The 26,463-nt window shown below is 44.7% G+C and carries 22 protein-coding genes, 1 pseudogene and 1 other annotated feature; of the genes and pseudogenes, 21 read left to right on the forward strand and 2 right to left on the reverse strand.

Translation table 11 applies throughout. The features are described from left to right. A pseudogene (locus DXA13_RS20810) lies at positions 1–465 on the forward strand (hypothetical protein); the annotation flags it as partial. A gap of 823 nt (positions 466–1,288) precedes the next feature. Further along, positions 1,289–2,329, forward strand: a complete 1,041-nt coding sequence (locus DXA13_RS00015) for a virulence RhuM family protein (RefSeq protein WP_118241142.1) — start codon at positions 1,289–1,291, stop codon at positions 2,327–2,329. 88 nt (positions 2,330–2,417) lie between these two features. Here DXA13_RS00015 and DXA13_RS20815 read toward each other — a convergent pair whose 3' ends face one another. Further along, the gene (locus tag DXA13_RS20815; RefSeq protein ID WP_181995471.1) at positions 2,418–2,726 is read right to left on the reverse strand and encodes a hypothetical protein; all 309 of its coding nucleotides are present in this window, start codon (positions 2,724–2,726) and stop codon (positions 2,418–2,420) included. A gap of 93 nt (positions 2,727–2,819) precedes the next feature. Here DXA13_RS20815 and DXA13_RS00025 point away from each other — a divergent pair, with 93 nt between their 5' ends. The 3 genes from DXA13_RS00025 to DXA13_RS00030 all read left to right on the forward strand — a co-directional run bounded on the left by DXA13_RS00025 (position 2,820) and on the right by DXA13_RS00030 (position 7,885). Beyond that, complete coding sequence (locus DXA13_RS00025) at positions 2,820–4,064, forward strand: AIPR family protein (protein ID WP_207662134.1); 1,245 nt, start codon at positions 2,820–2,822, stop codon at positions 4,062–4,064. 191 nt (positions 4,065–4,255) lie between these two features. Further along, positions 4,256–4,672 carry a hypothetical protein gene (locus DXA13_RS21220; RefSeq protein ID WP_207662135.1) on the forward strand — a complete coding sequence of 139 codons (417 nt, stop codon included), beginning with the start codon at positions 4,256–4,258 and terminating at the stop codon, positions 4,670–4,672. Between the two features lie 468 nt (positions 4,673–5,140). Continuing rightward, positions 5,141–7,885: a GGDEF domain-containing protein gene (locus tag DXA13_RS00030; protein WP_118241143.1), complete on the forward strand. Its 2,745-nt coding sequence runs from the start codon at positions 5,141–5,143 to the stop codon at positions 7,883–7,885. Between the two features lie 162 nt (positions 7,886–8,047). On the opposite strand, the gene DXA13_RS00035 is transcribed toward DXA13_RS00030, so the two are convergent. Further along, on the reverse strand, positions 8,048–8,488 hold the full coding sequence (locus DXA13_RS00035; RefSeq protein ID WP_118241144.1) for a MerR family transcriptional regulator: 441 nt from the start codon (positions 8,486–8,488) through the stop codon (positions 8,048–8,050). Positions 8,489–8,615: 127 nt separating this feature from the next. Between DXA13_RS00035 and DXA13_RS00040 the strand changes: the two genes are divergently transcribed. The 16 genes from DXA13_RS00040 (at position 8,616) to DXA13_RS00120 (ending at position 25,956) form a co-directional block, all read left to right on the forward strand. Next, positions 8,616–9,158 carry a flavodoxin family protein gene (locus tag DXA13_RS00040; protein WP_118241145.1) on the forward strand — a complete coding sequence of 181 codons (543 nt, stop codon included), beginning with the start codon at positions 8,616–8,618 and terminating at the stop codon, positions 9,156–9,158. Between the two features lie 35 nt (positions 9,159–9,193). Next, positions 9,194–10,195 carry a DUF362 domain-containing protein gene (locus tag DXA13_RS00045; protein ID WP_207662136.1) on the forward strand — a complete coding sequence of 334 codons (1,002 nt, stop codon included), beginning with the start codon at positions 9,194–9,196 and terminating at the stop codon, positions 10,193–10,195. A 50-nt stretch (positions 10,196–10,245) separates the two neighbouring features. Next, positions 10,246–10,722, forward strand: a complete 477-nt coding sequence (locus DXA13_RS00050; protein ID WP_118241147.1) for a flavodoxin — start codon at positions 10,246–10,248, stop codon at positions 10,720–10,722. 409 nt (positions 10,723–11,131) lie between these two features. Further along, positions 11,132–14,044 carry a response regulator gene (locus DXA13_RS00060; RefSeq protein WP_118241149.1) on the forward strand — a complete coding sequence of 971 codons (2,913 nt, stop codon included), beginning with the start codon at positions 11,132–11,134 and terminating at the stop codon, positions 14,042–14,044. Further along, complete coding sequence (locus DXA13_RS00065) at positions 14,041–15,342, forward strand: ABC transporter substrate-binding protein (RefSeq protein WP_118241150.1); 1,302 nt, start codon at positions 14,041–14,043, stop codon at positions 15,340–15,342. Before DXA13_RS00060 ends, DXA13_RS00065 begins: the two co-directional genes overlap by 4 nt. 78 nt (positions 15,343–15,420) lie before the next feature. Then, positions 15,421–15,807 carry an MGMT family protein gene (locus tag DXA13_RS00075; RefSeq protein ID WP_118241151.1) on the forward strand — a complete coding sequence of 129 codons (387 nt, stop codon included), beginning with the start codon at positions 15,421–15,423 and terminating at the stop codon, positions 15,805–15,807. After that, entirely contained in the window at positions 15,804–16,013 is a 210-nt protein-coding gene (locus DXA13_RS00080; protein WP_118241152.1) for a hypothetical protein, read from the forward strand. The genes DXA13_RS00075 and DXA13_RS00080 overlap by 4 nt, the downstream gene beginning before the upstream one ends. After that, positions 16,010–16,396 (forward strand): hypothetical protein, encoded by a 387-nt coding sequence (locus DXA13_RS00085; protein WP_147347968.1) that lies wholly within the window; start codon positions 16,010–16,012, stop codon positions 16,394–16,396. Before DXA13_RS00080 ends, DXA13_RS00085 begins: the two co-directional genes overlap by 4 nt. Positions 16,397–16,611: 215 nt before the next feature. Continuing rightward, the gene (gene fabV / locus DXA13_RS00090) at positions 16,612–17,787 is read left to right on the forward strand and encodes an enoyl-ACP reductase FabV (protein ID WP_118241154.1); all 1,176 of its coding nucleotides are present in this window, start codon (positions 16,612–16,614) and stop codon (positions 17,785–17,787) included. A 35-nt stretch (positions 17,788–17,822) separates the two neighbouring features. Continuing rightward, positions 17,823–18,359: a V4R domain-containing protein gene (locus DXA13_RS00095; protein ID WP_118241155.1), complete on the forward strand. Its 537-nt coding sequence runs from the start codon at positions 17,823–17,825 to the stop codon at positions 18,357–18,359. 12 nt (positions 18,360–18,371) lie between these two features. Continuing rightward, positions 18,372–19,625, forward strand: coding sequence for a GGDEF domain-containing protein (locus DXA13_RS00100; RefSeq protein WP_118241156.1), 1,254 nt, complete (start codon positions 18,372–18,374; stop codon positions 19,623–19,625). A gap of 240 nt (positions 19,626–19,865) precedes the next feature. Further along, entirely contained in the window at positions 19,866–21,086 is a 1,221-nt protein-coding gene (locus tag DXA13_RS00105; protein ID WP_118241157.1) for a cation:proton antiporter, read from the forward strand. Positions 21,087–21,105: 19 nt separating this feature from the next. Beyond that, positions 21,106–21,945, forward strand: coding sequence for a hypothetical protein (locus tag DXA13_RS00110; RefSeq protein ID WP_147347969.1), 840 nt, complete (start codon positions 21,106–21,108; stop codon positions 21,943–21,945). 117 nt (positions 21,946–22,062) lie between these two features. Then, positions 22,063–23,619, forward strand: coding sequence for a PAS domain-containing protein (locus tag DXA13_RS21325; protein ID WP_243008886.1), 1,557 nt, complete (start codon positions 22,063–22,065; stop codon positions 23,617–23,619). A gap of 35 nt (positions 23,620–23,654) precedes the next feature. Next, positions 23,655–25,334 (forward strand): ATP-binding protein, encoded by a 1,680-nt coding sequence (locus DXA13_RS21330; RefSeq protein WP_243008887.1) that lies wholly within the window; start codon positions 23,655–23,657, stop codon positions 25,332–25,334. 55 nt (positions 25,335–25,389) lie between these two features. Further along, positions 25,390–25,956, forward strand: coding sequence for a TetR/AcrR family transcriptional regulator C-terminal domain-containing protein (locus tag DXA13_RS00120; protein ID WP_118241159.1), 567 nt, complete (start codon positions 25,390–25,392; stop codon positions 25,954–25,956). A gap of 109 nt (positions 25,957–26,065) precedes the next feature. Further along, positions 26,066–26,312, forward strand: a binding site (T-box leader). Positions 26,313–26,463: the final 151 nt, after the last annotated feature.

The following is a 26,463-nucleotide window of genomic DNA, read 5'->3' on the forward strand; positions in this document are numbered from 1 at the left end:
GCACTTTCAGATGAGTTGTTGTACAATATTTTTAGATATGATCGATATTCAAAGAGGAAAATTGTTAATACCATATTGCAAATAATGAATGTATCTGTTTGTCCATATTGCAATAGGCAATATATCTTTGCTATTACAAGTAGAAAAGTTCGTCCACAATTAGATCATTACTATCCAAAAAGCAAATATCCATATTTGGCTTTATCGTTGTATAACATGATTCCGAGTTGTAGTACATGTAATATGTCAAAATCATCTTTAGATACTAAAATAAAACCAATTTTATATCCCTATGATGAGGAGTTCGGTGATGATGTAAAATTTGAGATTAAGATAAAAAATAGTGCAAATTTCGTAAAAGTATTACAAGGTGTATCAGGTGAATTTATTATTGAAATAAGAACGCCAGAGACAATAAATCAAACAACTATTAATACACAAGTTCAAAAAGCTTCATTTAGATGAGTTGTATAATAAGCATATTGATTATGTCATGGATATTATAAAATCAAAGTATATTAATACGCCAGAAAGAATCAAAGAAATTTATATGAAATTCCCAATGTTATTTCATTCAAGTGAAGAAGTAAAAAAAATGGTTTATATGGCGGATACAAGGAAAGAGTCATGGGGGAAACGGCCCTTATCAAAGCTTACACATGATATAGACAAACAGTTAGCGAAGGGGAGAATTCCGTTGGAGGCAGATTAAAAATCGCTCTATTTTAATAACTGTATAGGACATTGCTAGATGCATACATTTCCGTATGGCGTTTGTGTCAGAATTTTTGTGGGCTTCCGAGGATAGGTTTTGGGTAATAAGAGAAGTAGTCAAAACGAGGATTTTTGAAATGTTAAAACGAAAAATTGTAAGATAGAAAGAAATGACAGGTACTATGCAAATAAGACGCGGGTAAATAATTGGTCAAAATAATAAAATTTTTGCCAAGGCTCAACCACGTCTTGCGGTAATCTTTTTCACACACTAGGAAATCAGAAAGTATTGTACTATTGAAGAAAAATGTAAAATAGTGAAGCAATAAACAGATTTAATGGGCTGGTTGGGATTTATAGGAGTATATATTTGCAGAATTTTTAATAATTGGAAATTAGAGCGGAAGGTAACTGCTCAAGAATTTCGAGTAGTTCAAAAAGAAGGTGTCTGGTCCGTGAATCGTAAGATCGAATATGTTAATTTGGATGTAATACGATATAAGGATATTTAATGGACTAGGGAATATTCAAACCTATAATTTTTTGAGGAAATAAAGATTGAGGAAAAGAAATTATGACAAAGAAGAAAGAGATTACAATACACAGCTCAGCCGCAGAGTATTTAACATATGTGGCATCTACGGGTAGTAACTCAGATAGTTTCGAGATGCGCTATGAGGACGAGAACATTTGGCTGACACAGAAAATGATGGCAACCTTATATGATGTTTCTGTATCGGCAATCAATCAGCACCTTAAGAGGATATTTGAAGATAATGAGCTGGCCGAGGAATCAGTTATTAAGAAATACTTAATAACTGCCTCAGATGGTAAATCCTACAGTACGAAACATTATAACTTACAGGCAATCATTGCCGTTGGCTTTAAAGTGAACAACGATCGTGCCGTAAGATTCCGCAAATGGGCTGGTCAGATTGTCAAGGATTATACAATTCAGGGCTGGACGATGGACAAAGAGCGTCTGAAAAAAGGGCATATGTTCACCGATGAATATTTTGAACGTCAGCTTGAAAATATTCGTGAGATACGTCTGTCCGAGCGAAAATTTTATCAGAAGGTTACAGATCTCTATGCCACAGCGTTTGATTACGACAAAGATGCCAAGACTACCCGGCAGTTTTTTAAAATGGTACAGAACAAGATGCATTGGGCCGTACATCGGCATACAGCAGCGGAATTGATTGTAGAGCGTGCAAATGCCGAAAAAGAACATATGGGCCTGACAACGTGGGAATCAGCGCCGGATGGGAAAATTGTTAAGGCAGATGTTACTGTGGCGAAAAATTATCTGAGCGAAAAGGAAATGTCCTATTTACAGAGAATCGTTTCACTGTATCTTGACTATGCGGAGTTACAGGCGGAACGAAGAATACCAATGAGTATGGAGGACTGGGCAAAGCGACTTGATGGTTTTTTGGAGTTTAACGGGAACGAACTGCTGATGGGACCGGGAAAAGTTAGTGCGGAACAGGCTAAGCTTCATGCAGAGACTGAGTTTGAAAAATATCGTATTGTTCAGGATCGATTATTTATGTCAGACTATGATAAATATTTAATAGAATTAGAACATCAAGCGGATCAAAGTGACGTGTAAAGATAAATATACCGTTTCCGCCGGGGGAGGAGTATACCTTCCCGCCATCATTATTATCCACTCAACAAATTACGAAGTTTGTGCGGAATTATGCCGGAATTGATAAGGTTTTTAACACCGAAGATTCGAGTTCCAGAAGATTGGTGATAACCTGGTAAGGGGACTGTCCCTGGATGATGAGTAGAGTGATAATCTGGTCTTTCTGGTGCGGCTGCTGTTTTGCCAGGCTGATACCTGCGCTGGAATTACTTAAGGTTTCCCGGTATTTTCTGTCTGCCGTTTTACCGTTGTAAGAATACTTGTATGCAATGGTATAGTGATAACGGTGAACACAGAAGTTTTTCGCATTATAGAAAGTCCCCTTGTGATACCAGTCGGATACTCTTCGTGCGTTCACTTCTTTGGGAATAACAATAGGATCTTTGCAAAGGAAGCGGTCTAGATCTTATAAGGAGACCCCCTGCTTAAGGGAGTTCTGGAGAAGCGAAAGGTGTCTTCAAGTCTTCAAATTTATGATATAATTGAAATACAGGGAAAGCGTGAGATAAAAGAATTATTATTGAGCAAGATATTAAATGAGTACTTGGAGGGGAAAATGTACAGTAAGATTTTAAGCGAATTAAATCAAGATTATTATAAGAATAACTTTCCGAATGACGGTCAGCGTTTTGTGGCATGGTACCTTCGGAATATTCATAATCTTGATACATTCGAGGCGAAAGACTGCATCACCGATGGTGCTGGAGATAAACAGATCGATGCTATCTATATTGATAATCAATCCTGCACGGTCTATATTATTCAGGGGAAATTTTACAGCGGCGATATGGTTGATGCCGAACCATTGAGAGAAGTGTTGTCATCATGGATTCAGATTAAGGATTTAGTTCATTTGCAGGAAGGTGCAAATAATCGGCTCCAGGTGAAAATTAATGAGATGTCAAATGCGCTTGAAGACGATTATGAAATTTGTTTTGAACTGATTACAACATCAACACTGACCGGCGCAGCGAAAGACGACCTCGCGGCATTTCAAAAGGAATTAGCTGAAAGTGAGACGTTGAGCGCAAATCTGACCGTAGTTGACAATGATACCTTGAGATTTAAATATGATGAGGCATTAAACCGAAACAGGCCATACATCAACCATGAGTTCTCACTGGAACATGGAAAGTATATGGAGCTGATGATTGGTGATACAAAAGCGATTATTGTCGCATTACCATTAAAAGACTGTGTGAAAATACCAGGAATTAAAGATGGCAGTCTATTTCGCAAGAATGTACGTCAGTCATTAGGAACCAGCAATAAGGTAAACAAGGGAATTGCTCATACCATCAAAAAAGATGCCGGCGATTTCTTTTTTCTACATAACGGTATTACGGCTATCTGTTCCCAGATGTCTATTCATGATGAGATTTTATCCGTAAAAGAATTGAATGTTGTAAATGGCTGTCAATCACTCAGTACTATTTACAGCTCAAGTGAAGCGGCTAAAAAAGCAGCCGATGCGTATATTATGTTTCGATTTTATGAAATCAGCGATTCGGACCGTGCGGACAAAATCAGTACTTCAACCAATAGTCAGAGCGCCGTTAAGGCACGTGACCTCCGCAGTAATGACAAGGCAGTGCTTGCAATGAAAAAATCATATGAACTTTTTTATACGGATGGATATTTTATTACAAAACGCGGTGAGAAAGTAGATACGGCAAGATACAATACGGCCACGTAGTTAATCTTACGGATCTTGGCAAGCAGCTGATTGCATGGCATTCTCAGAGACCTACTATCTCTTACAGTGAGACAAAAATTTTTGACAAATATTTTGACCAGTTGTTCCATAGAGAATATTCTCCGGAAAATGTTCAGGCTCTGAATGTCCTGTTTACATCGCTCTTAAAGAAATGGAATAAGGAAAATCCGATGGGATTGAATGAAACGCTGCTGGCAATGAAGGCATATGCCCCATACCATCAGCTCTATGCAATTTCTGTTATTTTGTGTGAAGTTAACAAGATGAACGATTCTGTACCATGCCCATCCGTTGTATTGGAAAAATTAAATACGGCAGGGCTATTGGACACAATTATCGAAACAGCGGGCAGCTGCTTGAATATGGCATTGGAAACAGCTTCTTCTGAAGCTTCAGACAATGGAAAGATGTTTGTGCCCCAGAACTGGATTAAGTCGAAAACTTCATTGAAAGATTTACGAACGGCTATCAAACAGTATTTGGCTTCTTTAAAAATGATGCCAGGCGGAAAGCAGATTCTTTCTCAACTGAATGCCGGGCTTATGATGGAAAAAGAAGATTTCGATTCCAGATGGACAGCTGATTAAATAATAAAGATAAAATTAAAATAGGAAAAAAGGCTCCGCAGCTGAAATTTCATGTTGCTTCGGAGCCTTTTTTGGTATATTCAGAACTGTATTGAGGAGATTATGGCAACTTGGGACAGGCCAAAACAAATAGTACTTTATCAGAATAGTATGGTCCCTCAGTCCTTGATCACCATGGTTTCAGACCTTGCAAGCATCATTCGAATCGTGTCGTAATATTGCTATTTCTGTTGTTATTTGATATACTCGAATCAATTATTCTATTAATTATTACGTATGTGAACAAAGAGGACGAAGCCCAAATTTAACGGCAAAGGTGTCGGATGAAGCGGACATGGAACGGCTGTTGCCCGGGTTGGATCTTTGTGTCATGAGAACTTTCATATACATGCAGTAATTATAATCGCACCGTATAGGGATGGGTATATATAAATCACTAGAAATTTTAAAACAAGGGAGGGCGATGATATGAGGAAAATTATAACGAAATTAGGTGGAATTTTCGTCCCGATCATATTTTGTATAGCTCTTATTTTTACAGCACTAATGTCTCTTGACTTGACGGATGACTTACAGGGAAATGCAAGAGTCATAAATTATATCGGTATCGTTCGCGGCGCAACGCAGAGGCTCATAAAAAAGGAACTAAATCATGATCCGGATGATAAACTGATTCGCTATCTGGATAAGATTTTGTCAGGACTTTCCAATGGGAGTGATGAATTAAACCTGATAAAGCTTGACAGTGAAGAATTTCAGGCCTCATTAAGAGAAATGGAAAATGACTGGGAAGTCATTAAAGTACAGATATACAATAATCGAAAAGTTTCTTCTGGCCAGCTGCTTTATGAACTGAGCGAAGATTATTTTGAATTGGCCAATAATACGGTATTTATCGCTGAAGAATATACGGAACGGACCGTACAGAGCGCAAGAAAGTCGCTCGTAGTTATGAATTTTATTTTTGTCCTGATGGCTCTTGGCTGCTCTGTTTTTACTATTTATCAGGAAAAACGCCGGAAAAAATTAATTGAAGCGGAAAAGGAAAATATAAAAAAGAGCGAGCAGCTGTCAAAGAGAGCTCAGGAATTAATGGCTCCTATGAATGAGATTTCAGAATTGATGTATGTATCGGATATGGATACATATGAACTGTTGTTTGTCAATGAAGCAGGTAAGAAAATGTTTCAGATTGACGACAGGCAGCCAAATGTAAAATGTTATAAAGTTTTGCAGGGATTTGAAGAGCCGTGTTCTTTTTGTACGAATAAATTTTTAAAAAAGGACGAGACATATTCCTGGGAGTATACAAATCCCATTATAAAAAAACATTATCTTTTGAAAGACCGCTTGATCGAATGGGATGGCCGTGCTGCAAGAATGGAGATTGCTTTTGACATTACAGAGGCCAACAATGAGAAGAATGAATTGAAAAGAAGACTGGAAAGAGATGATATCCGGCTCGCATGTGTCAGGGAATTATATAATAACCGCAACATAGAAAGTGCAATTACAAAGGTTTTGAAATATATCGGTACGCTGTTTTCTGCGGAACGTTCTTATGTTTTTGTCTTTAATGGCAATTATTACTCTAATATTGCAGAATGGTGTAAAGAAGGTATTGCGCCGGAGATCGACCATCTTCAGAACATTCCAATTGGTGACTACCAGGTATGGCTGGATGAGCTGGAGAAACACAAAAAGGTCGTTATCAATGATGTTGAAGAAATGAAGGATACGTTCCCTACGGGATATGAACTGCTAAATCAGCAGGGAATACGAAATATTATCTGGGTTCCTCTGATGAAGAATGGAAAAGTAAACGGGTCAATAGGATTGGATAACCAGGATTTAGGTATGGCTGAAGTAGCGGTTCCGTTTCTGCAGACGGTCCAGTATTTTCTTTCCCTTACCATGCAGAGAAATGAAAATGAAAAAATGTTATTTGAGCTGAGCCAGATAGACCGGTTGACTTCTTTTTATAATAGAAACCGTTTTATCCAGGATGTATCTGAATTTAAAGAGAGCAATGCTTCTGTTGGAGCAGTCTATTTAGATATTAACGGGCTGAAAGAGATTAATGATTCATTTGGCCATGATGCCGGAGATAAACTGATAAAGGAATGTGCCGATATTGTGAAAAGTAAAGCAGCTACAAAACATCTTTACCGGATCGGCGGTGATGAGTTCGTAATCATTTATATAGATATTACGGAGGGATTCTTTTATGACAATGTTCAGATACTAAAAAATGCTTTTGAGAAAAATGAATGTCAGGCCGCCATAGGATGTAAGTGGAATGAAGAATGCACTCATATTCAGGATATTATTAAAGAAGCGGATGAATTAATGTATGAGGATAAAAAGAGATTTTACCAGGGACACCATGCTACCAGCCGTTACAGGCATAATAATGACAGACTGATTTTTTTAGATGATCCGGATCTGCTAAATCATAAAATTAAAAATCGAAATTTTAAAGTGTATTTACAGCCTAAAATAGAGGTGGATACCTGCAGGATGGTCGGGGCGGAAGCATTGATCCGCTATCAGGATGACAATGGATCAATGATAACACCAGATAAATTTATTTCGGTGTTAGAAGATACATTCCTGATTAGTAAGATTGATTATTATGTATTTGAAGAGGTATGTAAAAATCTGAGCATTTGGACGAAGCAGGGGAATGCTGTTTATACCATATCCAGCAATTTTTCAAGGGTCACTTTTATGGACGACAGTTTCTTGAAAAGAATCGAAGCAATCAGTGATAAATATCATATCCAAAGAAAGTATTTGGAAATAGAGATTACGGAGAGCGCCAGTTTCACAAATTTGGATACATTGATAACTAGAATCGATCAGATAAGGAATTCAGGATTTAGAGTTGCAATGGACGACTTTGGTGTGGAAAGTTCAAATTTAGCCCTGCTTTCATTAGTGAAATTTGACGTATTAAAAATAGATAAGGGATTTGTAAAAAATATTGTTTCAAATAGAAGAGCGCAGATCATAATTGGTACAATGGCAGACATGTGCAATGAAATGGGGATTCAATTAATTGCTGAAGGGATAGAGGATGAACAGCAGCTGGACGTCTTAAGAAAATATGGGGTCAAAACTGTGCAGGGCTTTCTGTTCAGCAAGCCCATATCGATTTCAGAGTATGAAGAAAAATATATGAGAGAATCATCCGTATGGAATTGCCGTTAACGGATCATGGAAAAATTCTCTCAGTTTCGAAAGGGAGGTGTGAAGCTTCAGCCGTTCCGAACGGACATGATGATATCAGTGAACGGGAGTAACGCACCCTGACAGGAGATTACAGCGATTTCCTGTCAGGGTGCGTTACTCCCGCTTTTTACTTGTCCATCGTTATTTCCCGCGCGCATGATCGTATAAAGCCTGTATTTCCTGCGGCAGCTGATCGGGCAGCATCTCCAGAATATGGTTTTCACTGCCGTCTTTCATCGCCTGTTCGTAATACCAGCATTTGTAACGAATCATAGACAAAGTTTTTTGCATCTGCTCAATTTCGGCTTCCATGACCTTTTTTTGGTGCATAAAAAAGTCATGGCGCAGAAGATAGGTGGATTCCCCCTGCTCACACCATTGCATGAACTGTTTAATATCTTTTATTTCCACGCCGGATTGTTTCAGGCATTCAATTACACGCAGCCGTTCCAGTTCATTTTCGCCGAATTTCCGTACGCCGGAAATCCTGGTCAGACCTGGAAAAAGCCCCTCTTTGTCATAGTAACGCAATGTAGAAATTGGCAGTTGGAACATTTCAGATACTTGTCCGATGGTATACATAAGATCCTCCTAAATCGTATGGGAAATATTTTTCATAAATGTATTGACCTAAAGTTAGGTTCAGGTATTACAATGAGAATATCACAGTGTGGTAAGAAAGTCAAATTGTTTATAGGAGGATATTATAATGGCGAAGAAAGTTCTGGTTTTAAGTACCAGTCTGAGGAACAAAAGCAATTCTGAAATGCTGGCAGAGGCATTTAAAAAAGGTGCAGAGGCATCTGGAAATACAGTAGAGATGGTGTCGCTGAAGGACAAATCCATAGCCTTCTGCAGCGGGTGCCTGGCCTGCCAGAAAATCGGAAGGTGTGTGATTCAGGATGACGCTCTTGCGATTGCAGATCAGATGGAAAAGGCAGAAGTGATTGTCTGGGCGACTCCGATCTACTATTATGAAATGAGCGGGCAGATGAAGACGCTGATTGACCGCACGAATTCGCTTTTTCCTTCGGATTACGCATTCCGTGATATTTACATGCTTTCCGCAGCGGCAGAGGATGGAGAAGGGGTCGATGAAGGCGCTGTTCATGGCCTGAACGGCTGGATCGCCTGCTATGAAAAAGCGCGGCTGAAAGGAACTGTTTTCGCAGGCGGAGTAAACGAAGGAGGAGAGATCGACAGCCATCCGGCGCTTAAAAAAGCATATGAAATGGGAAAATCAATTCAATGAGCTTAACGGAAAACGAAAAACAGGAGGTAATCGGTGTGAATTATAAAAAAATCATTCCTGGAACGAGTGGAGACCGCTATGTGCCGTACAGAGAGAGGTCGGGAAATGAGTCCGTCGTTTATTTTACAAGAGAGCTCTCTTCAGAAGGCTTAAGAAAGATTTACAAACGCGTGAGTGCCGGTCTGAGCGGTAAGGTGGGAATCAAGCTTCATACCGGCGAGAAAAATGGTCCGAACATCATCCCGAGAGACTGGGTGGAACAGCTGATTTGCAGGGAACTGCCGGAAGCTGCAATTATTGAAACGAATACATATTATGAAGGCGACCGTTACACCACAGAACTGCACAGGGAAACTCTGCAGGTGAACGGCTGGACGTTCTGCCCGGTAGATATTATGGATACGGATGGAACGGTTATGCTCCCGGTAAAGGGTGGAAAATGGTTCACCGAAATGTCAATGGGAAAGAATCTGCTGGAATATGATTCTATGCTTGCCCTTACCCATTTTAAAGGGCATACAAAAGGAGGTTTTGGCGGTTCCAACAAGAATATCGGCATCGGATGTGCCGACGGTCGTATTGGAAAAGCAATGATCCATACAACACCAGGTTCTGACGATATGTGGGATATTGGCATGGAAGAATTTATGGAGAGAATGACGGAATCTACAAAAGCGACAGTGGATCATTTTGGAAAGCAGATTGCATATATTAATGTACTCCGCAACATGTCTGTATCTTGTGACTGTGAGGGCTGTGCCGCGCTTCCGGTAGTTACTCCGGATATCGGAATTGTCGCTTCCACAGATATTCTTGCAGCAGATCAGGCCGCCGTTGATCTGGTGTATGCGCTGGATGAGAACGACCATAAAGACCTGGTGGAGCGGATGGAGACCCGTCACGGGCTGCGGCAGCTTAGCTATATGAAAGAACTGGGAATGGGAAATGACAAATATATCCTTATAGACATTGATAACAGCAACAGGCAGGTCGGTGCGGATGAGGCAGTAAAAGACGTGAGGCCTTTTACTGGCTGAGGACGATCTGAATTTATGGGAACGAAAATAGAATAAAGGAGGAATTTACTATGTCCAAGGCAATGGTAGCATATTTTAGCGCAAGCGGAGTAACGGCAGAGGTAGCCGGACGTCTGGCCGCGTCAATCGGGGCTGATCTCCATGAGATTCACCCGGAAATCCCATATACGGACGCAGACTTAAACTGGATGGATAAGAAAAGCCGCAGTAGTGTAGAGATGAATAACAGATCCTTCCGCCCGCCTGTCGCAAATAAGGTGGAAAATATGGCACAGTACGATGTGATTTTCGTGGCGTTCCCTATTTGGTGGTATGTTGCACCTACGATTATCAATACTTTTCTGGAGCAGTATGACCTGCGCGGAAAGACAGTCGTGACTCTGGCGACTTCCGGAGGCAGCGGAATGGGAAGCACAAATAAGGAACTGGCCCCATCCTGTCCGGGCGCATACCTGAAAGAAGGTAAACGGTTTTCCGGCGGGGTCAGCGAGAACGAATTAAAGATCTGGGCAGAGAACTACCTTTAATAGAATAGCATGAACTTAATAGAATAGCATGAACTTAAAAAGAGTGTTGCAAAGTAAAAATCAGATATGTCGTTGATACCAGATTTTGTTCCGGACGCTGGCCGGAGTCTCCATCTGGTATCGGGAAAATGATTTTTCTGCGGCGCTCTTTTTTGCTTTCCAGGAAAGACCTTGTTCGGAAGCTGCAGCCGGCAGACCTGCGAATGCAATGCTGAATATTGCTATTTCCAATAGGTTTTGTTATACTTACATTATTATGTTTGAGAACGAAAAAGAGAACCGTCCTGAGATGCACCGGTAATTTTATACGCAGAGCAGGCGAACGGTTAAAGCGCAGGATGCATCTTCGTGCAGGAGAGGTATTCTGTCAATTTCAGCAGATACAAAAGAAAAATTTGGAGGTATTCATGTGAAAACAGACGCAAAGGAGAAAAAGAAATCGGGTGCGATATTGGCGGCATCAGCGGTAATTTTTGTGATTGCGTTGTCGATATCCATTTTTTTTCTTGTGCATATTATTGGCAGAATGAACCGCAGTGCAAATCAGAGTCTTCTGACGTCCAGCCGGGTCATCAACGGGGGACTGAATAATAAGATTGCCCTTGACAGGGAACTTTTATTTACCCTGGCTGATCTGCTGGCTATGGAGCAGGAGGACATGATCGGTGAGACTTTGGAAAAGTATGCGGAATCCACGGAATTTTACCGTTTTTCTTACATCAATATGGAGGGGAAAGGAATTGACAGTGAAGGTCATACGGTTCAGATATCAGATCTGCCTTTTGATGAATCAGCGATTTCAGAAGGAACGGATGGATTGTCAGCTCCTTATCATGGCTCCAGCGGGCGTATTCAGATTACATACCAGTCCCCTGTTATAAAGGGAGAACAACAGATCGGTGCGATTTATGCAGACCGGATTATAAATGACTATAACCTCCCGGCACTGTTTACCTTTCATAATGGGGCTGGTTCCGCCTATGTAGTGGACAGTACCGGAAATTTTATCATTAAGTCCAGGGGAACAGAAGCAAAGACAGATATTTACAGCTATCTGGCGCAGCAGGGGAACGGCGAGGCCGTGCTGGAAACACTCCGTCAGGTGATCCGGGATGGAAAAACAGGAACACTTGTGGTATTGGATGGAAATGAGAACTCTTTATTAGGTTTTCTGCCGGTAGATGCGCCCCAGGGCTGTTATCTGATTACGGTTATTCCCCGCGAGGTTCTTCAGCAGGAGGCGGCTCCCATCATCACAATGCTTTGCTGTATGTTCTGCCTGCTTCTGCTGGGAGGAATTTCCATTGCAGGGCTGCTGGCTGGAAGGCAGTCTATGAAGGCGGACGTAAAGCAGAAGGAATACCGAGAGAAGCTGTTTGGCAATCTTTCTGCAAATATAGATTTTGCATTCCTGCTCTATACGCCGTCAATCCGCAGGGTAGAGCTGATGTCGGATAACCTGCCTGGACTTCTGGGGCTTTCCGGAGAGCAGGTGCTGGAACGGCCGGAGAAGGTATTTGAGGCCAGCGGATTTGCGCTGGAGGACACCGCCAGGATCGGATTTATGAATGGCACTTTGAACGAACAAGTTATGAGGGAATCCATGATAGGAACGGGAGCCAATGAAGTGAAACGCTGGATTGCGGTTCATTTGATCCCGGCGGATTACGGTCAGTATCTGGCTGTATTCCATGAAACGACAGGAGAACACAACATACGGGAACAGCTGGCTGATGCTCTGACACAGGCCCAGAACAGCAACCGTGCCAGAACAGCATTTTTCTCATCCATGTCTCATGATATCAGAACTCCTATGAACGGGATCGTAGGCATGACAAACATCGCTCTGAAGAATCTGGATGACCGGGAAAAGGTGGAAACGTGCCTGAATAAAATCACGGCAGCATCCGGTCACCTGCTGGAGCTTATTAACGAAGTGCTTGATATGTCACGCATTGAAAGCGGAAGAATCAGCCTTAAAGAAGAAAATGTGCACCTTCCAAGCCTGATTGCCAATCTTCTTTCTTTCATTAAGCCGGATATGGATAAAAAGGGACAGAGTCTTAAGATGAAATCCCAGATACTGGAGCATGACACGGTCATCAGCGACGGGCTGCATCTGCAGAAAATTTTCCTGAATCTTTTGTCAAATGCGGTGAAATATACTCAGGAAGGCGGAGAAATCAGCCTTCAGATTACGGAAACTCCCATCGATGCGGACGCCATGCAGATGAGCTTTGCAGTCAGCGACAATGGAATTGGCATGAGCGATTCATTCTTGGAACGGATATTCAGGCCTTTTGAACGGGCAGAAGACAGCCGGATGAGCCAGGTTACCGGCACTGGACTGGGGCTTGCGATTACAAAGAGCATAGTAGATATGATGGGCGGAGAGATCCGTGTCGAAAGCAGAGAACATGAGGGATCGCGTTTTACCGTACAGATTCCTCTCAAACTGCCGGAACAGCAGATACAGGAATTTCCGAATCTGGCCGGCTGTTCCGCGCTGATCGTAGATGACGACCGGGACACATGTGAGAGCATTGAGGTGATACTCCAGGAAAACAGGATCCGTACTCAGTGGGTATTGAATGGGGCGGATGCGGTAAAACTGGCCTGGGAAGCTCATGAAAGAAGGGATGATTACCGCGTGGTCATCATTGATTGGAGAATGCCGGAAATGGATGGACTGGAAACGGCGAGACAGATCAGGAACCGGCTTGGCAGGGACGTGCCGATTCTTCTGTTGTCTGCATATGATTGGGAAAGCGTGAAGGATGAGGCCGTCCGTTCCGGAATTAACGGTTTTCTGACGAAGCCGGTTTTCAAGGCCGGGCTTCTGGAACAGCTGAGCTATCATATTGAGGGAAGAAAACAGGAGACAGAGCAGCAGATACAGGATGAAACGGAACTTCTGAAAGGCATCAGAATCCTGGCAGCCGAAGACAATGAACTGAACAGGGAAATTATCGTAGAGCTTCTGGAAAGCAGCGGCGCTGTTGTGGATCGCGCACGGGATGGAAAGGAAGCGTTAGAACTCTACTTAAACAGCAGTGTAGGAGAATATCAGATGATCCTTATGGATATTCATATGCCAAAGATGGACGGACTGGAAGCAACGAAGGCTATCCGGAATTCGGGGCGGGCGGATGCTGCCGTTCCGGTGATCGCCATGACGGCGGATGTATTTAAAGAAGATATTCAAAGATGCAGGAATGCAGGAATGAATGCACATATCGGAAAACCTGTGGAGCTGGATAAATTATACAGCACGCTCCGGCATTTTTTAGATCATACAGAGAAATCGGGGGAAATGGGATGAAACGGAAGTTTGGAAGAAGATATCTGACAGGCGTGCTTATCGTTTTAGCAGCGCTGTGTGCCGGCTGTGGGAAGGGGCAGAAGGGTGCGGAACTGTATCTGGATGATAGTATTCCGGAAACGCCTGTTACAATTTTTACACAGAATCAATCGGTATCGAGCGTGATCGAAGAATGCTGCAGAAAAGTGCTGAATCAGGATGAACGTACCAATATTGCTATTTACAGTGACGCTGCGAGCTATTATGCGGATGAAGGATTATCCTACAGGGAGCTTCTTCTGAAACGCCTGTCATCCGGAAATGCGGATGATCTGTATCTGATTCCTGCGGAAGATGTGCTGGAGTTCGATGAAAAGGGCTATATTTATGATATGTCCAACCTGGAGTGCATAGAAAATCTGTCGCAGGATGCACTTATACAGAGTACTTATGACGGGAAGGTATTCTCTCTTCCTCTGTCTTATACATGTTTTGGATTTATATGGAATGTGGATATGCTGGAACAGTATGACCTTAAGGTGCCGGAAAATCTGGATGAGTTTCTGACGGTATGCGAGACGCTTAAGGAAAATGGAATCCTGCCCTACGGAGCGAATAAGGATTTTGCGCTGACGGTTCCTGTCATGTGCGCAGGGCTTTACGATGTATATCAGGGGGAGGATTCACAAAAGAAGCTGCAGGCGCTTTCGGACGGTACAGCAGCAGTCAGCGATTATATTGAAAAGGGATTTGCTTTCCTGCAGATGATGATAGACAGAGGATATATTGAGCCGGAAAGGGCACTCGCCACACTGCCGTCCAGAGAAGAGGAAAAAGAGTTTTTCATAGAAGGGAACTGCGCGTTTATCTGTGCGATCTATCGCGGCGCATCCTTTGAAGGCTATCCATTTCGCATTGAAATGACACCTTTACCGGTGTTGGAAAACGGTTCAATCTGTGTTGTGGGCGCCGATCAAAGGCTGGCAATCAACCCGGATTCAAAACATTTGGATGCGGCCATTGCAATTGTGGAAGCGCTGGGCAGGACGGAAACACTGGATTCCTTTGCCAAAAATCTGGGAAAGATCTCTTCCTCTAAAAATGCCACGGCTCCGGATCCCTCCCAGTCGAGTACGATTCTTGCCTGCGTAGCGGAGGGAAATCAGATTCCGAATCAGGATTTCCGACTGCATTTTAATGTATGGAATACGGTGCGTGATCTGAGCCAGCAGCTTTGCGAGGGAAGAAGTGTTGCAGAGGTATCGGCAGAATATGATTCCAGGCAGTTGGAAGAAATTGCCCAGTATGGAAGACCGTAAAAATCGTTGGGATCATATTTTTTGTTCTCATCGTCTTTACAGCTATTCTGCTTATCGTTTAAAAAAGAGAGGGCTTCTATGGATTTCTATAAGGACATGTCAATCGTATGCAGTTATATCCCATATGGAAAAGTGGCTACCTATGGGCAGATTGCCCTGCTCTGCGGGAAACCGAAGAACGCCCGTCAGGTTGGCTACGCCCTTCGCCAGGGACTGGCGGGAGACATGGTTCCGGCTCACAGGATTGTAAATGCGAGGGGAATACTGAGCGGGGCAGGCTCTTTCGAGACATGGGATATGCAGAAACTGCTTCTGGAAGGGGAAGGCGTGGAGGTCGTCCGGACAGAGGAGGGCTGGCGTGTGGATCTGAGCCGGTTTGGGTGGAAGAATACGATGGAGGAGGCGCTGGAAATCAGAAAGCGCTTTGAAATAAAAAACAAAAGTAAGGGAAGAGGAACCGGATGATGAGGGCGATTAAATTTATTCTTCTATTTCTGGGCCTACTTTTACTGGCGGGCTGCAGTGCTTCACTGAAAACGAGCACCTTGTACGAGACGGATGAACTGGTGGAAAAGACAGTGGAGATATCAAATATACCATTCCGAAAAGATGGGATGACGAAAGCCTGCGGCTGCAGACAAATACCGTGTTTTACCAGGACAGCAATATGATGCTGATGGTCCAGGATAATGACAGCGCCATCGGCTCCTATGAGGAGCTGTCGGAAGAGGATATGGAAGAGGCCCAGGCGGTCTTTGTGGATGCATTTAAGGGAATATTCCAGAAATATGAAAATGGAACGTCAGAAGCAATTGTGATAAATGGAATGAAGGCGTTTGAATGTAAGGCTGATGTCAGAATCAACAATCAGGATAAAGACCTGCAATGGGTCATGCTGAATATCAACTGGAGGTCATATGCGTTTGGGCTGCTGGTTGACAAATATTCTTCTATCGATTACACAAGTGATTTCGAAGCTTTAAAAAATACAATCATGCAGTCGGATCAAACAGAAAAAGAAGGAACAGAGGAGGAAACTTCAGGCAGTTTTTAATAAAAAACTCCTCAAATTGTAAAAATGGTGTATAATAAGCTGGAAATCAAAAGATATGCGTTTGTTTAAATTTTAAAAAATGTTCATTCAGTATCTGCTTCGGCTGGTAAATTGCCGGCCTGATCCGAGGACCAGGCCGGCAACCGTCACATAACTGTTTGTCGGACAAACCGTTGTGGTTCAGTCAGGTCGGTTTTGAAGGAAAGGATTGTATCATGATTGTAAAACCAAGAGTAAAAGATTTTATCTGCATAACAGCCCATCCGGAGGGGTGCAGGGAACACGTATCCCGTCAGATTCAATACATAAAAAGCAAACAGGGCCTGAAATCGAATCAGAGAGTTCTGGTAATCGGTGCGTCAACGGGATATGGACTATCCTCACGTATTTGTGCCGCATTTGGAGGCACGTGCCCTACAATTGGTGTCTGCTATGAAAGAGCCGCTTCCGGAAACCGTACAGCTACGGCCGGATGGTATAATACGGCTGCATTTGAGGAATTTGCGGAGAGGGACGGCATTTATGCAAAGACAATTAACGGCGATGCCTTTTCCGAGCAGATCAAAGAGGATACGATTTCCCTGATTCGCAGGGATCTGGGCCAGGTTGATCTCGTTGTATATTCCCTGGCGGCTCCCCGCAGGACGATGCCGGACGGAACGGTATATACATCTGTTCTTAAAACTTTGGGAAAACCTTTTACCAGCAAGAGCCTTGATTTGTCCCACAATAAATTGGGAGAGACCACCGTTCCGGCTGCTGATGAACAGGAAATTGAAGCGACTGACCGGGTGATGGGAGGAGACGACTGGAAAGACTGGATCCATGCGCTGAAATCTGCAGGAGTGCTGTCTGAACGGGCCCGCACCGTTGCCTATTCCTATATTGGGCCGGAAATGACGTACCCGATCTATGCAGGCGGTACGATCGGACACGCAAAGCAGCATCTTTATGCAACAGCGTTGGAACTTCATAAGGAAGGGATTCCATCCTATGTTTCTGTCAATAAAGCACTCGTTACCCAGTCCAGTTCTGCGATCCCGATTGTGCCGCTCTATATTGCGGTGCTGTATCATGTGATGAAAGAAACAGGGACGCATGAAGATACGATTGAACAGATGTACCGCCTGTGGAATGAATATCTCTATGCGGATGAACCGGTTGTAGATATTCCGAACCGCATCCGGCTGGATGATCTGGAGATGCGCACCGATATTCAGGAAAAGGTGGTTGACTGCTGGAACCGCATAACTGATGATAATCTGGAAGAGTATGCCGACATTTCCGGCTATTGGGAGGACTTTTACCATCTGTTCGGGTTCGGATTTGAAACGATCGATTATGATCAGGATACGGAAACGGACAGGAAGATTAAAAGCCTGACCGAATAGAGATGTAAATTTGATGTTTAAGGAAGAGGCGTAAAATGAAGCATAATATATTTCTGGATAATAAGAAAAAGCTGAGTTTATCTGAATATATGAACTATAATGCAGACGACCGGGGAAATATGGGGAATGCGATTCCGATAGCCGTTTACCGCCTGATGGAATATTCGCTTCGCGAACAGCTGTCGGAACAGTTTGGACAAGAGGAACAGGTCTCTATTTTCCGAAATGCCGGTTATCGTGCAGGGGCGTATTTTGCCGAACATATGCTGGATCTATCACTGGAGCTGAATCCGTTTATCGCAATGCTGCAGGCCCGTCTGGAAGAATTGAAAATAGGAATTCTCCGGATGGAATCGATCGATGAGAAAACGGGAGAAATGATTCTCACCGTTTCGGAAGACGCAGACTGCTCTGGTCTGCCGCTGTTGGGAGAGACGGTCTGCAATTATGATGAGGGATTTATTTCAGGAATTCTTTCCACTTATATGAGAAGAGAATACTGTGCCGTTGAGATTGACTGCTGGGCAACGGGCGACCGTGTCTGCAGATTCCGGGTGGCGCCAAAAGAATAATGGAGCGTTTGTATGGTGCAAGATAATTGTGAACTGCTGTTTGAATATTTGAGAAGTATCCTTTATGACCAGAAGACGGATCAGCTGGATTTGGAAAAGCTGGATGAACCATACCGGAAACTGGGAGCAGGGCTTCAGCTTCTGCAGGAAGCAGTGGAAGAGATGCTTCTATACTCTGCAGATATTTCCAGGGGAAATCTGTCGGGCAGATTCCCTTCCAGAGATAATCCGTTGTGTGTGAACCTCAAAAATATGCATGCTAATTTAAGGCATCTCACATGGCAGGCAAAACAGGTGGCAGCAGGAGACTATTCCCAGCACGTATCATATCTCGGAGAATTTTCCGAAGCTTTTAACACTATGACGGCTCAGCTGAAAGAGCGGGAAGCGCTTCTGAAGAAAGAAGCTGAAAAGGCTGAAAAAAAGGCGGAAGTCATTGAAGAGTATAATGAACTCCTTGTAGAAATGACGAGAAAGAGGAAGGAATGGATTCTCGTAATCGATGCTGAAAACCGCGATATTGTATACTGCAATAAGAGGAAAGAAGAGAAAAAGGTCGATTCCGTTTTCTGCAATCTGTGTGTTCACAGGCTTTCGTTCCGAAACAGCATCGTAAACTGGCAGGATAATGAGCAGTATAAGGTATGGGAAATGGGCGATGAAGAGCAGGGCTTTTTCCGCATTACCACCTTTCATATCGAATGGCGCGGGCGCAATTCCTACGCGCATATCGTAGTGGACGTAACAGATGAAAAGAAAGAAGCCAGGCAGCTTACCAGCAAGGCATATTTTGATCCGTCCACAGGAATTCGGAACAGGCTGTTTTTCAGCGAATATATGGAAACGCTTCTGAGGGAAAAAGCCGATTTGGTTTTGTGCTATCTGGATATGGACGGCCTGAAGTATGTGAATGACCAGTTCGGCCACAATGAGGGGGACAATTATATCGCCAGCTTTGTGTCCGCGATTAAAAACACGTTATGTGTTACCGATTTGTTTGCAAGAATCGGCGGGGATGAATTCTGCGTGATTATACAAAATGGAGAAAAAGAAGCGGTGGAACAGCGGTTTGCAGATGCGCTGGAATGTTTTGTGAGAGAAAATGTAAAAAAATATCCGGCCAGCTTCAGCTATGGAGTGGTGGAAATCAAGGGAAAGACCAATTCATTGACCGTAGAAGAAATCATTAAACTGGCGGATGCCAGGATGTACGAATGTAAAAGAAGGAATAAAAAGAAATATTACGGCAGCAGCAAAGAAGAGTAAATGCCGATATCGATACCGGAGCACGAACCTGAACAGCAGGTGTCGGCCCCGGTATTTTGCAATCGGCGGGGACTATCCATTGAACTTTAATAAGTTGACTATCCGAACGACCGAACGTATAATTATATATTATATATTGAAGACTTTCGTTTCCAGAGCGGACTCTGTCCGGACGGCTGAAAAGAGGTCCGTGATGTGAGGCCCTTAGTTCCCATGAAAAAGGGATAAGGAGGTGTTCTTATGGCACTGTTTCAGGTAGAAATGGAAGGTACGGCCGGCATTCTGCTGGCATTGTGCCTGATCCTGCTGGCCGGTTTTTTATTTACAAGGGTGACAAATCTGTTCCGGCTGCCGAAGGTGACAGGATACATCATCGTCGGAGTCCTGATTGGGCCGGGGGTTATGAGGCTGATCCCCGCCGGGCTTGTAGAACATATGGACTTTGTCAGCGACATTGCACTGGCGTGCATAGCCTTTGGTGTAGGAAAGTTTTTTAAAGTGGAAGAACTGAAGAAGACGGGCAAGGGAATCTTTGTGATTACGGTGGCTGAATCACTGACGGCCGGCTTCCTGGTTACTGCCGTCACCAGACTGCTGTTTGGAACGTCGCTGGATTTTGCGCTCCTTTTAGGCGCCGTTGCTACGGCTACCGCTCCTGCCAGCACCATCATGACGATTAAGCAGTATCATGCAAAAGGAAATTTTGTACGGATTCTTCTTCAAGTTGTGGCGCTGGATGATGCCGTGTGCCTGCTCGCATTCAGCCTTGCATCCGCCGTTGTAACAGCGGATTTTGGCGGAGCGCTGAACGGAAAAGATGTGGTGCTGCCGCTGGTCTACAACGTTCTGGCCCTCGTCTTGGGAGCGTCCTGCGCTCTGATTCTGAAAAAGATCATGACGCCTGACAGAAGCAAGGACAGCAGGCTGATTCTCCTTCTGGCCGGACTGTTAGGAATCTCCGGTCTCTGTGCGCTGGTGGATGTATCTCCGCTTCTGGCCTGCATGGTTTTCGGCGCCGTCTATATCAATACGACGAAAGACAAAAAACTGATTCATCAGCTGGATAATTTCACGCCGCCGTTGATGGCCCTCTTTTTTATTGAATCCGGCATGAAGCTGGATATCGATTCGCTGAAAACGGCCGGAGTGATCGGGATCGTATATTTTATTACGCGGATTGTGGGGAAATATGCAGGGGCATGGCTGTCATGCCGGGCTGTGCACATGGATAAAAATGTAGCGGATTATCTGGGATTCGGCCTTGTTCCACAGGCAGGAGTATCCATCGGCCTGGCGGCGCTGGGACAGAGAATTCTGCCGCCGGAGGTAGGAAAACAGCTGTTAACGATTATTCTGTCGTCTTCCGTTCTCTATGAGATGGTTGGTCCTGCCTGCGCAAAATTTGCGATTCTGCGTTCAGGATGCGTAAAAGATAAGACAAAGCATGCAGAAATCCAGTGACGGGGAGGCAAAAATACAGATGATTCACGGCGAAATTAAAATCAGTGAAATTGATTATGAACAGAGCTTTTCCAGTCTGTTTCCGGCTGTCCTTAACAAGTGTGCAAAAATGGAGACGACGAATCTGCTGGTCCGTTTTCAAAAGAAAATGGGAGAGGACTCAATAACGGCCGTTTTGGGTATTCTGGAGCTGCTTCCTCAAAGGAGAAAAAGCGAGCTTCTGTGCCGCCTCGTCATGTTCTATGGGCAGGAGCTTGCCGTTTTGACAAACCGTTTTCTGGAAAAGGACGAATTGGGAAGGAACTTTAAGATTGGAGATATCTCCATGATACAGGACGAGGAGGAGAGGCTTCTGCTCTGTCTGCAGGATGTAAAAGTGGATTACAACGGCCTTATGCAGAGTGAACTGGTTCATCAGAAGATCGGCGATGCGGCAGGCAGGCTGGCGGAAAAGCTGGGCGGCAGTATATTCAGGCATATTGCGGAAGGCAGCGTCAATCTGGCGGCAAACGCCTTTGTGAATATGGCACCTGACGGAGTGGAAAAGAGTATTATTTCCATCATGGAGAGAGAAGAAGTGAAAGAAAAACTGCTCAGATGGGCGGAGGAAAAGGTTCAAAAGAAGGGAATCTGTCTTTGGCTGGAGGATTTGAGCTTGATACAGGGAGATACAGACTATGCGGGAAATGCAGACGTTGCAGACAGGGAAAGAAGTGAAAATGAAATGAAACAGGAAATTTTTCAGAAGGGGAAGCTGGAAATTCCATGGGAGCTGGAGGAAGAGCTGCTGGATGCAGCGGCAGAATATCTGAAATCACTTCTGAAGGAAAGGGGCCAGAATACGGGACTGATGAAATAACGGTCTTTCATTTTAAATCTAACGAATGGGGAAAGCAGGTAAATACGGCGTGGGAACGAATACAGATACAAAGGATAAACAGCATTTGGAAGAGGTGAAAAGCTTGCCAGCCTCATTATGCATAAGCACTATTGTGAACATGATATAGAATGGATTACGGGCATGTTTTCGCCGCAGTTTTCCTGGCTTGGGACGGGAGAGGAAGAGTGCCTGACAGGGAGGGCTGCGTGTGTAAACCAGTTTCTGAATTTAAAGGGGGCAATACCAAAGTGTAATATCTGGGACGAACAATATGATGTGATATGTCCGTCCGAGGGGATATATGTGGTTATGGGACGGATGTGGATTGCGACGGACCCCAGTTCCGAGATGTATCTGAAAGTTCATCAGAGGGTGACTTTCGTATTTCAGGATACGGACGAAGGGGTGAAATGCGCCCATATCCACTGTTCCAATCCATACCAGGAGATGATGGCTGGAGAACATTTTCCGGATAAAATCGGCAGGCAGTCTTACAATTACGTCCAGGAGCGCCTGGCGCTCCTGGAAGAGGAGACGAAACAGCAGAACAGGCAGCTGGAAGTGATCATGTCATCGATTGCCGGAGGCCTTAAAATCAGCAATGATGATGATCAGTATTCTTTTGCATTTGTCAGCAGGGAAGCGGCCGCCCTGTTCGGCTATACGGTGGAAGAATTTATGGAAGCTACCGGAGGGACGGCGGTCGGAAACGTGTATCCGCCGGATCTGCCGAAAGCACTGGCCGACTGTGAAGAAGCGTTCCGGGACGGGGGCCTTGTATATTCAACGCGGTACCGTGTCCGCTGTAAGGACGGGAGCCTGAAATGGGTCATTGACAGTGGAAAAAAGGCTTTGAATGCAGAGGGCCAGTGGATGGTAAACAGTCTTTACCTGGATGTTACCCGGGCGGAAGAAGACGCACAGCGGCTGAGAGAACAGACAGAGCTTCTCACGAGTATTTATGATACGGTGCCGTGTGGAATTATTCGTTTTCTGCGGTGCAGTGACGGAAGCTACCGCCTGATCTCGCTGAATAAGGCAGTGCTGCTGCTTATGGGATATGAAAACATGGAAGAAGGGTGCAGCGACTGGCAGGAGGGCATGCTGGGAGCTGTGGCGGAAGAAGATCGAATCAAGCTGCAGGAAACGTACCAAGAGCTGAAAAGGATTGGCGACAGGAGAGATGGGGAATACAAAGTGCGGTGGAAGGATGGTTCCGAACACTGGATGGAAGGAACCAGCATGATTGTCGGACTGACTTCCGATGGAGAGGCCGTCATGCAGCGCACAATCGTGGATATCACCCAGCGTAAAGCCCTTCAGAGACGGCTGAGCCGGGAACAGGATATGTATCGCGTGGCGATGGAAGCCAGTTCTTCCGTTATGTTCGAATACCTGATAGACTCAGACTGCTTTATCAGCTATGAACCGAGGGAAGGGCGGGGAGTAATCCGCAATGAAATTAAGAATTATTCCAGCGTACTGCGGACAGACAGGATCGTCCATCCGGACGATGTGCCTACGGTAATTGATAATATCTGCAACGGACGAACAGAGGTATTTGAAGTCCGCTGTACTGTCCCGAACGGAGCGCAGGACGAATACATCTGGTACAGGGCGGACAGCAGGATGATTATAGAAGAGGGAAGCTAAGCCGTGTCGTAGGCGCACTTCACAATATTCACAGCATGAAATCAAAACTGTCGGAAAACAGTGAGCGCCTTTACATGAGCCAGTCGGCGTTGCAGGCGATCAATGGCGTTTATGTCAGCATTTTTTATGTAGATTTGCAGCAGGACAGCTATTATGCAGTGCGTATGCCGGAAGCCTATAAGGGGACTGGCCTGCCGCGGACCGGAAGCTATTCTTTAGACCTGTGCAGCCATATTCTGAGAGACATTGATTCTTCAGATAAAAAAAAGGTCGCGGATATCTGCGACAGAGGCCGGCTGCTCAGAGAACTGACAGGAAAAAATGAACATATAGAGGTGGAGTTCAGAAATAGCCAGCCTTCTCTGTGGCTGCGTATGGAAGCGCATCCGGTGGCGTCAAACGGCGGCAGCCCGAAAACGGTCATCATCGCTTTCCGAAATATCAGCGCAGAAAAACAGAGGGAACTGGAATATTATGAAGAAGAAAAAAGGGCGAAGGTCGCTTTGGAAGAGGCGTATGCGTCATTAAACCGCGCCAGTCAGGCAAAGTCCGATTTCCTTTCTAAGATGAGCCATGATATCCGTACCCCGATGAACGCGATCCTGGGAATGACGGCCATTGCAGAAAAAAATATTGGAAATGATGAAAAGATTGCGGACTGTCTGTCCAAGATAAACCTTTCAGGCAGCCATCTTCTTGGACTGATCAATGAAGTGCTGGATATGTCTAAGATTGAATCAGGAAATGTGAGCCTGAATGAGAACGAATTCCGCCTGAACGACATTTTGAAGGAGACGGCTCAGATTATTAAACCGGATATGGAACGAAAACACCAGCATTTTTCCGTCAATGTCAAGGATCTCGAACACGATGCCGTACATGGGGATGATGTCCGTGTAAAACAGATTCTGCTCAACCTGCTGTCAAACGCCGTGAAATACACACGGGACGAAGGCCATATTTCTGTCAGGCTGGAAGAGAAACTTTCCAGTGAAACAGGAGTGGGCTGCTTTGAATTTGCGGTAGAAGACGATGGCATAGGCATGGCGCCGGAATTTTTAGAGAAACTGTTTCTTCCGTTTGAACGGGCGGAGGATTCCCGCGTCAGCCAGGTACAGGGAACCGGACTCGGACTGGCGATTACCCGCAGCCTCGTCCAGATGATGAATGGAACGATACAGGTGGAAAGCAGGCTGAACTGCGGAACGGTGTTCACGGCGACCCTGTATCTGAAACTGGTGCAGGGAGATGGAACGGACCAGGCGGGAACAGCTTCCGGGGTTCCGAAGGTACAGGCCTCGTTTGATCCTGGAACACGGGTTTTGCTGGCAGAGGACAATCTTCTCAATCAGGAGATCGTGGTAGAACTGCTTTCCCTTTCCGGAATTCAGACCGTGTGCACATCGAATGGACAGGAAACCGTGGAGCGATTCACTTCGGATCCTCCGGGAACATATCAGATCATTCTGATGGACATTCAGATGCCGGTGCTGGACGGTTATGGCGCGGCAAGGGCAATCAGGAGACTGGGGGAAGGGGGAGGACGGCCAGATGCGGCGGAAATTCCGATTATAGCGCTTACAGCCAATGCGTTTGCAGATGATGCTTATCAGGCAAAACAGGCCGGAATGAACGAACATGTGGCAAAGCCTCTGGAAATCAACAGACTTCTGGATGTCATGCACGATTGGATAAAGTCGAAAAAAGAAAGCTGAACGGGAGCTTATACTGTAAATTTTTAGATAGACGGACAGGAAAGGGGACAGGAGAATGGCTGTAAGGGCAAATGGCGCAAGTACTGTGGAGAATTCAGCAAAACGGAAGTTTGCCCAGGCGCTGGAAGAACTATTGAAAGGAAAGAACCTGGACGATATCCAGGTGAGTGAAATCGTTTTGAAAGCCGGTCTGTCCCGCAGGACATTTTACCGTCATTTTCAGGATAAATATGATCTGGCAAGCTGGTTCTTTTCCCAGTTCTTTGAAGGGAGCTTCGGGCAGATTACGGAAGGCGCCGACTGGGAAACTGCTTTTTTGAAGTATCTTGCCATCTGTGAGCAGAAAGCGGCCGTTCTCAGGAACGCTTATTCCAGCCGTGATGTGAATGGTCTCAGAAATTACGACATCGACGTAACCAGGAAGACGTATGAAACGTATTTAATTGCAAAGGGCGCCGATATCCGGTCGAAAGAGATGAAATTTGCCATTGAAATTGCGGCCAGAGGCGGCACGGACATGGTGATCCGGTGGCTGATCTGCGGAATGAAGGAAGAAAAGGAAGTGCTGGCAGATCTGATTAAACGGACGCTGCCCCGGGAAGTGCTGGCCTATCTGGAATAAAGAATCAGGAAAGCGGGATTGGTTCGAATCAGAGACTTCAGAATGGCACACATGAGGCATTCTGTGACTTCCATTAGATGGAACCATCTGATAAAATGTGTGATGTAATAAGAAGGCTTTGACGGAACCAAGTAAGGCAGAAGTCCCTTGTCAGAGAGCATCCGGCCGGTGTGAGGATGCATGCGGATCTGTTCTGAATACCTTCCCGAGCTGCTTCCTGAACTGCATCCGCACAGTAGGGCAAGACGGGTGCGCCCGATAACGCGTATGTGTGCGTCAGCACACGATAAGGGGTATTCTGTGAGGAGTATCCGAACCAGAGGTGGTACCACGGAAATTACGATTTCGTCCTCTGTCCTTTTGGGACAGGGGATTTTTTACTTTCCAGGAAGGACCTTGTTCTTGTAAAGCGCTTGATTCCTGGAAAGTAAAAAGCGCTCCGCTATGAACAGCGTGCCCCGCTTTATCGGGTACTGCGCTCGGCGCGAGAGTTCGCTTTAGCGAAGT

The organism is Clostridium sp. AM58-1XD (assembly GCF_003464085.1).
Lineage (GTDB): Bacteria > Bacillota > Clostridia > Lachnospirales > Lachnospiraceae > Lachnoclostridium_A.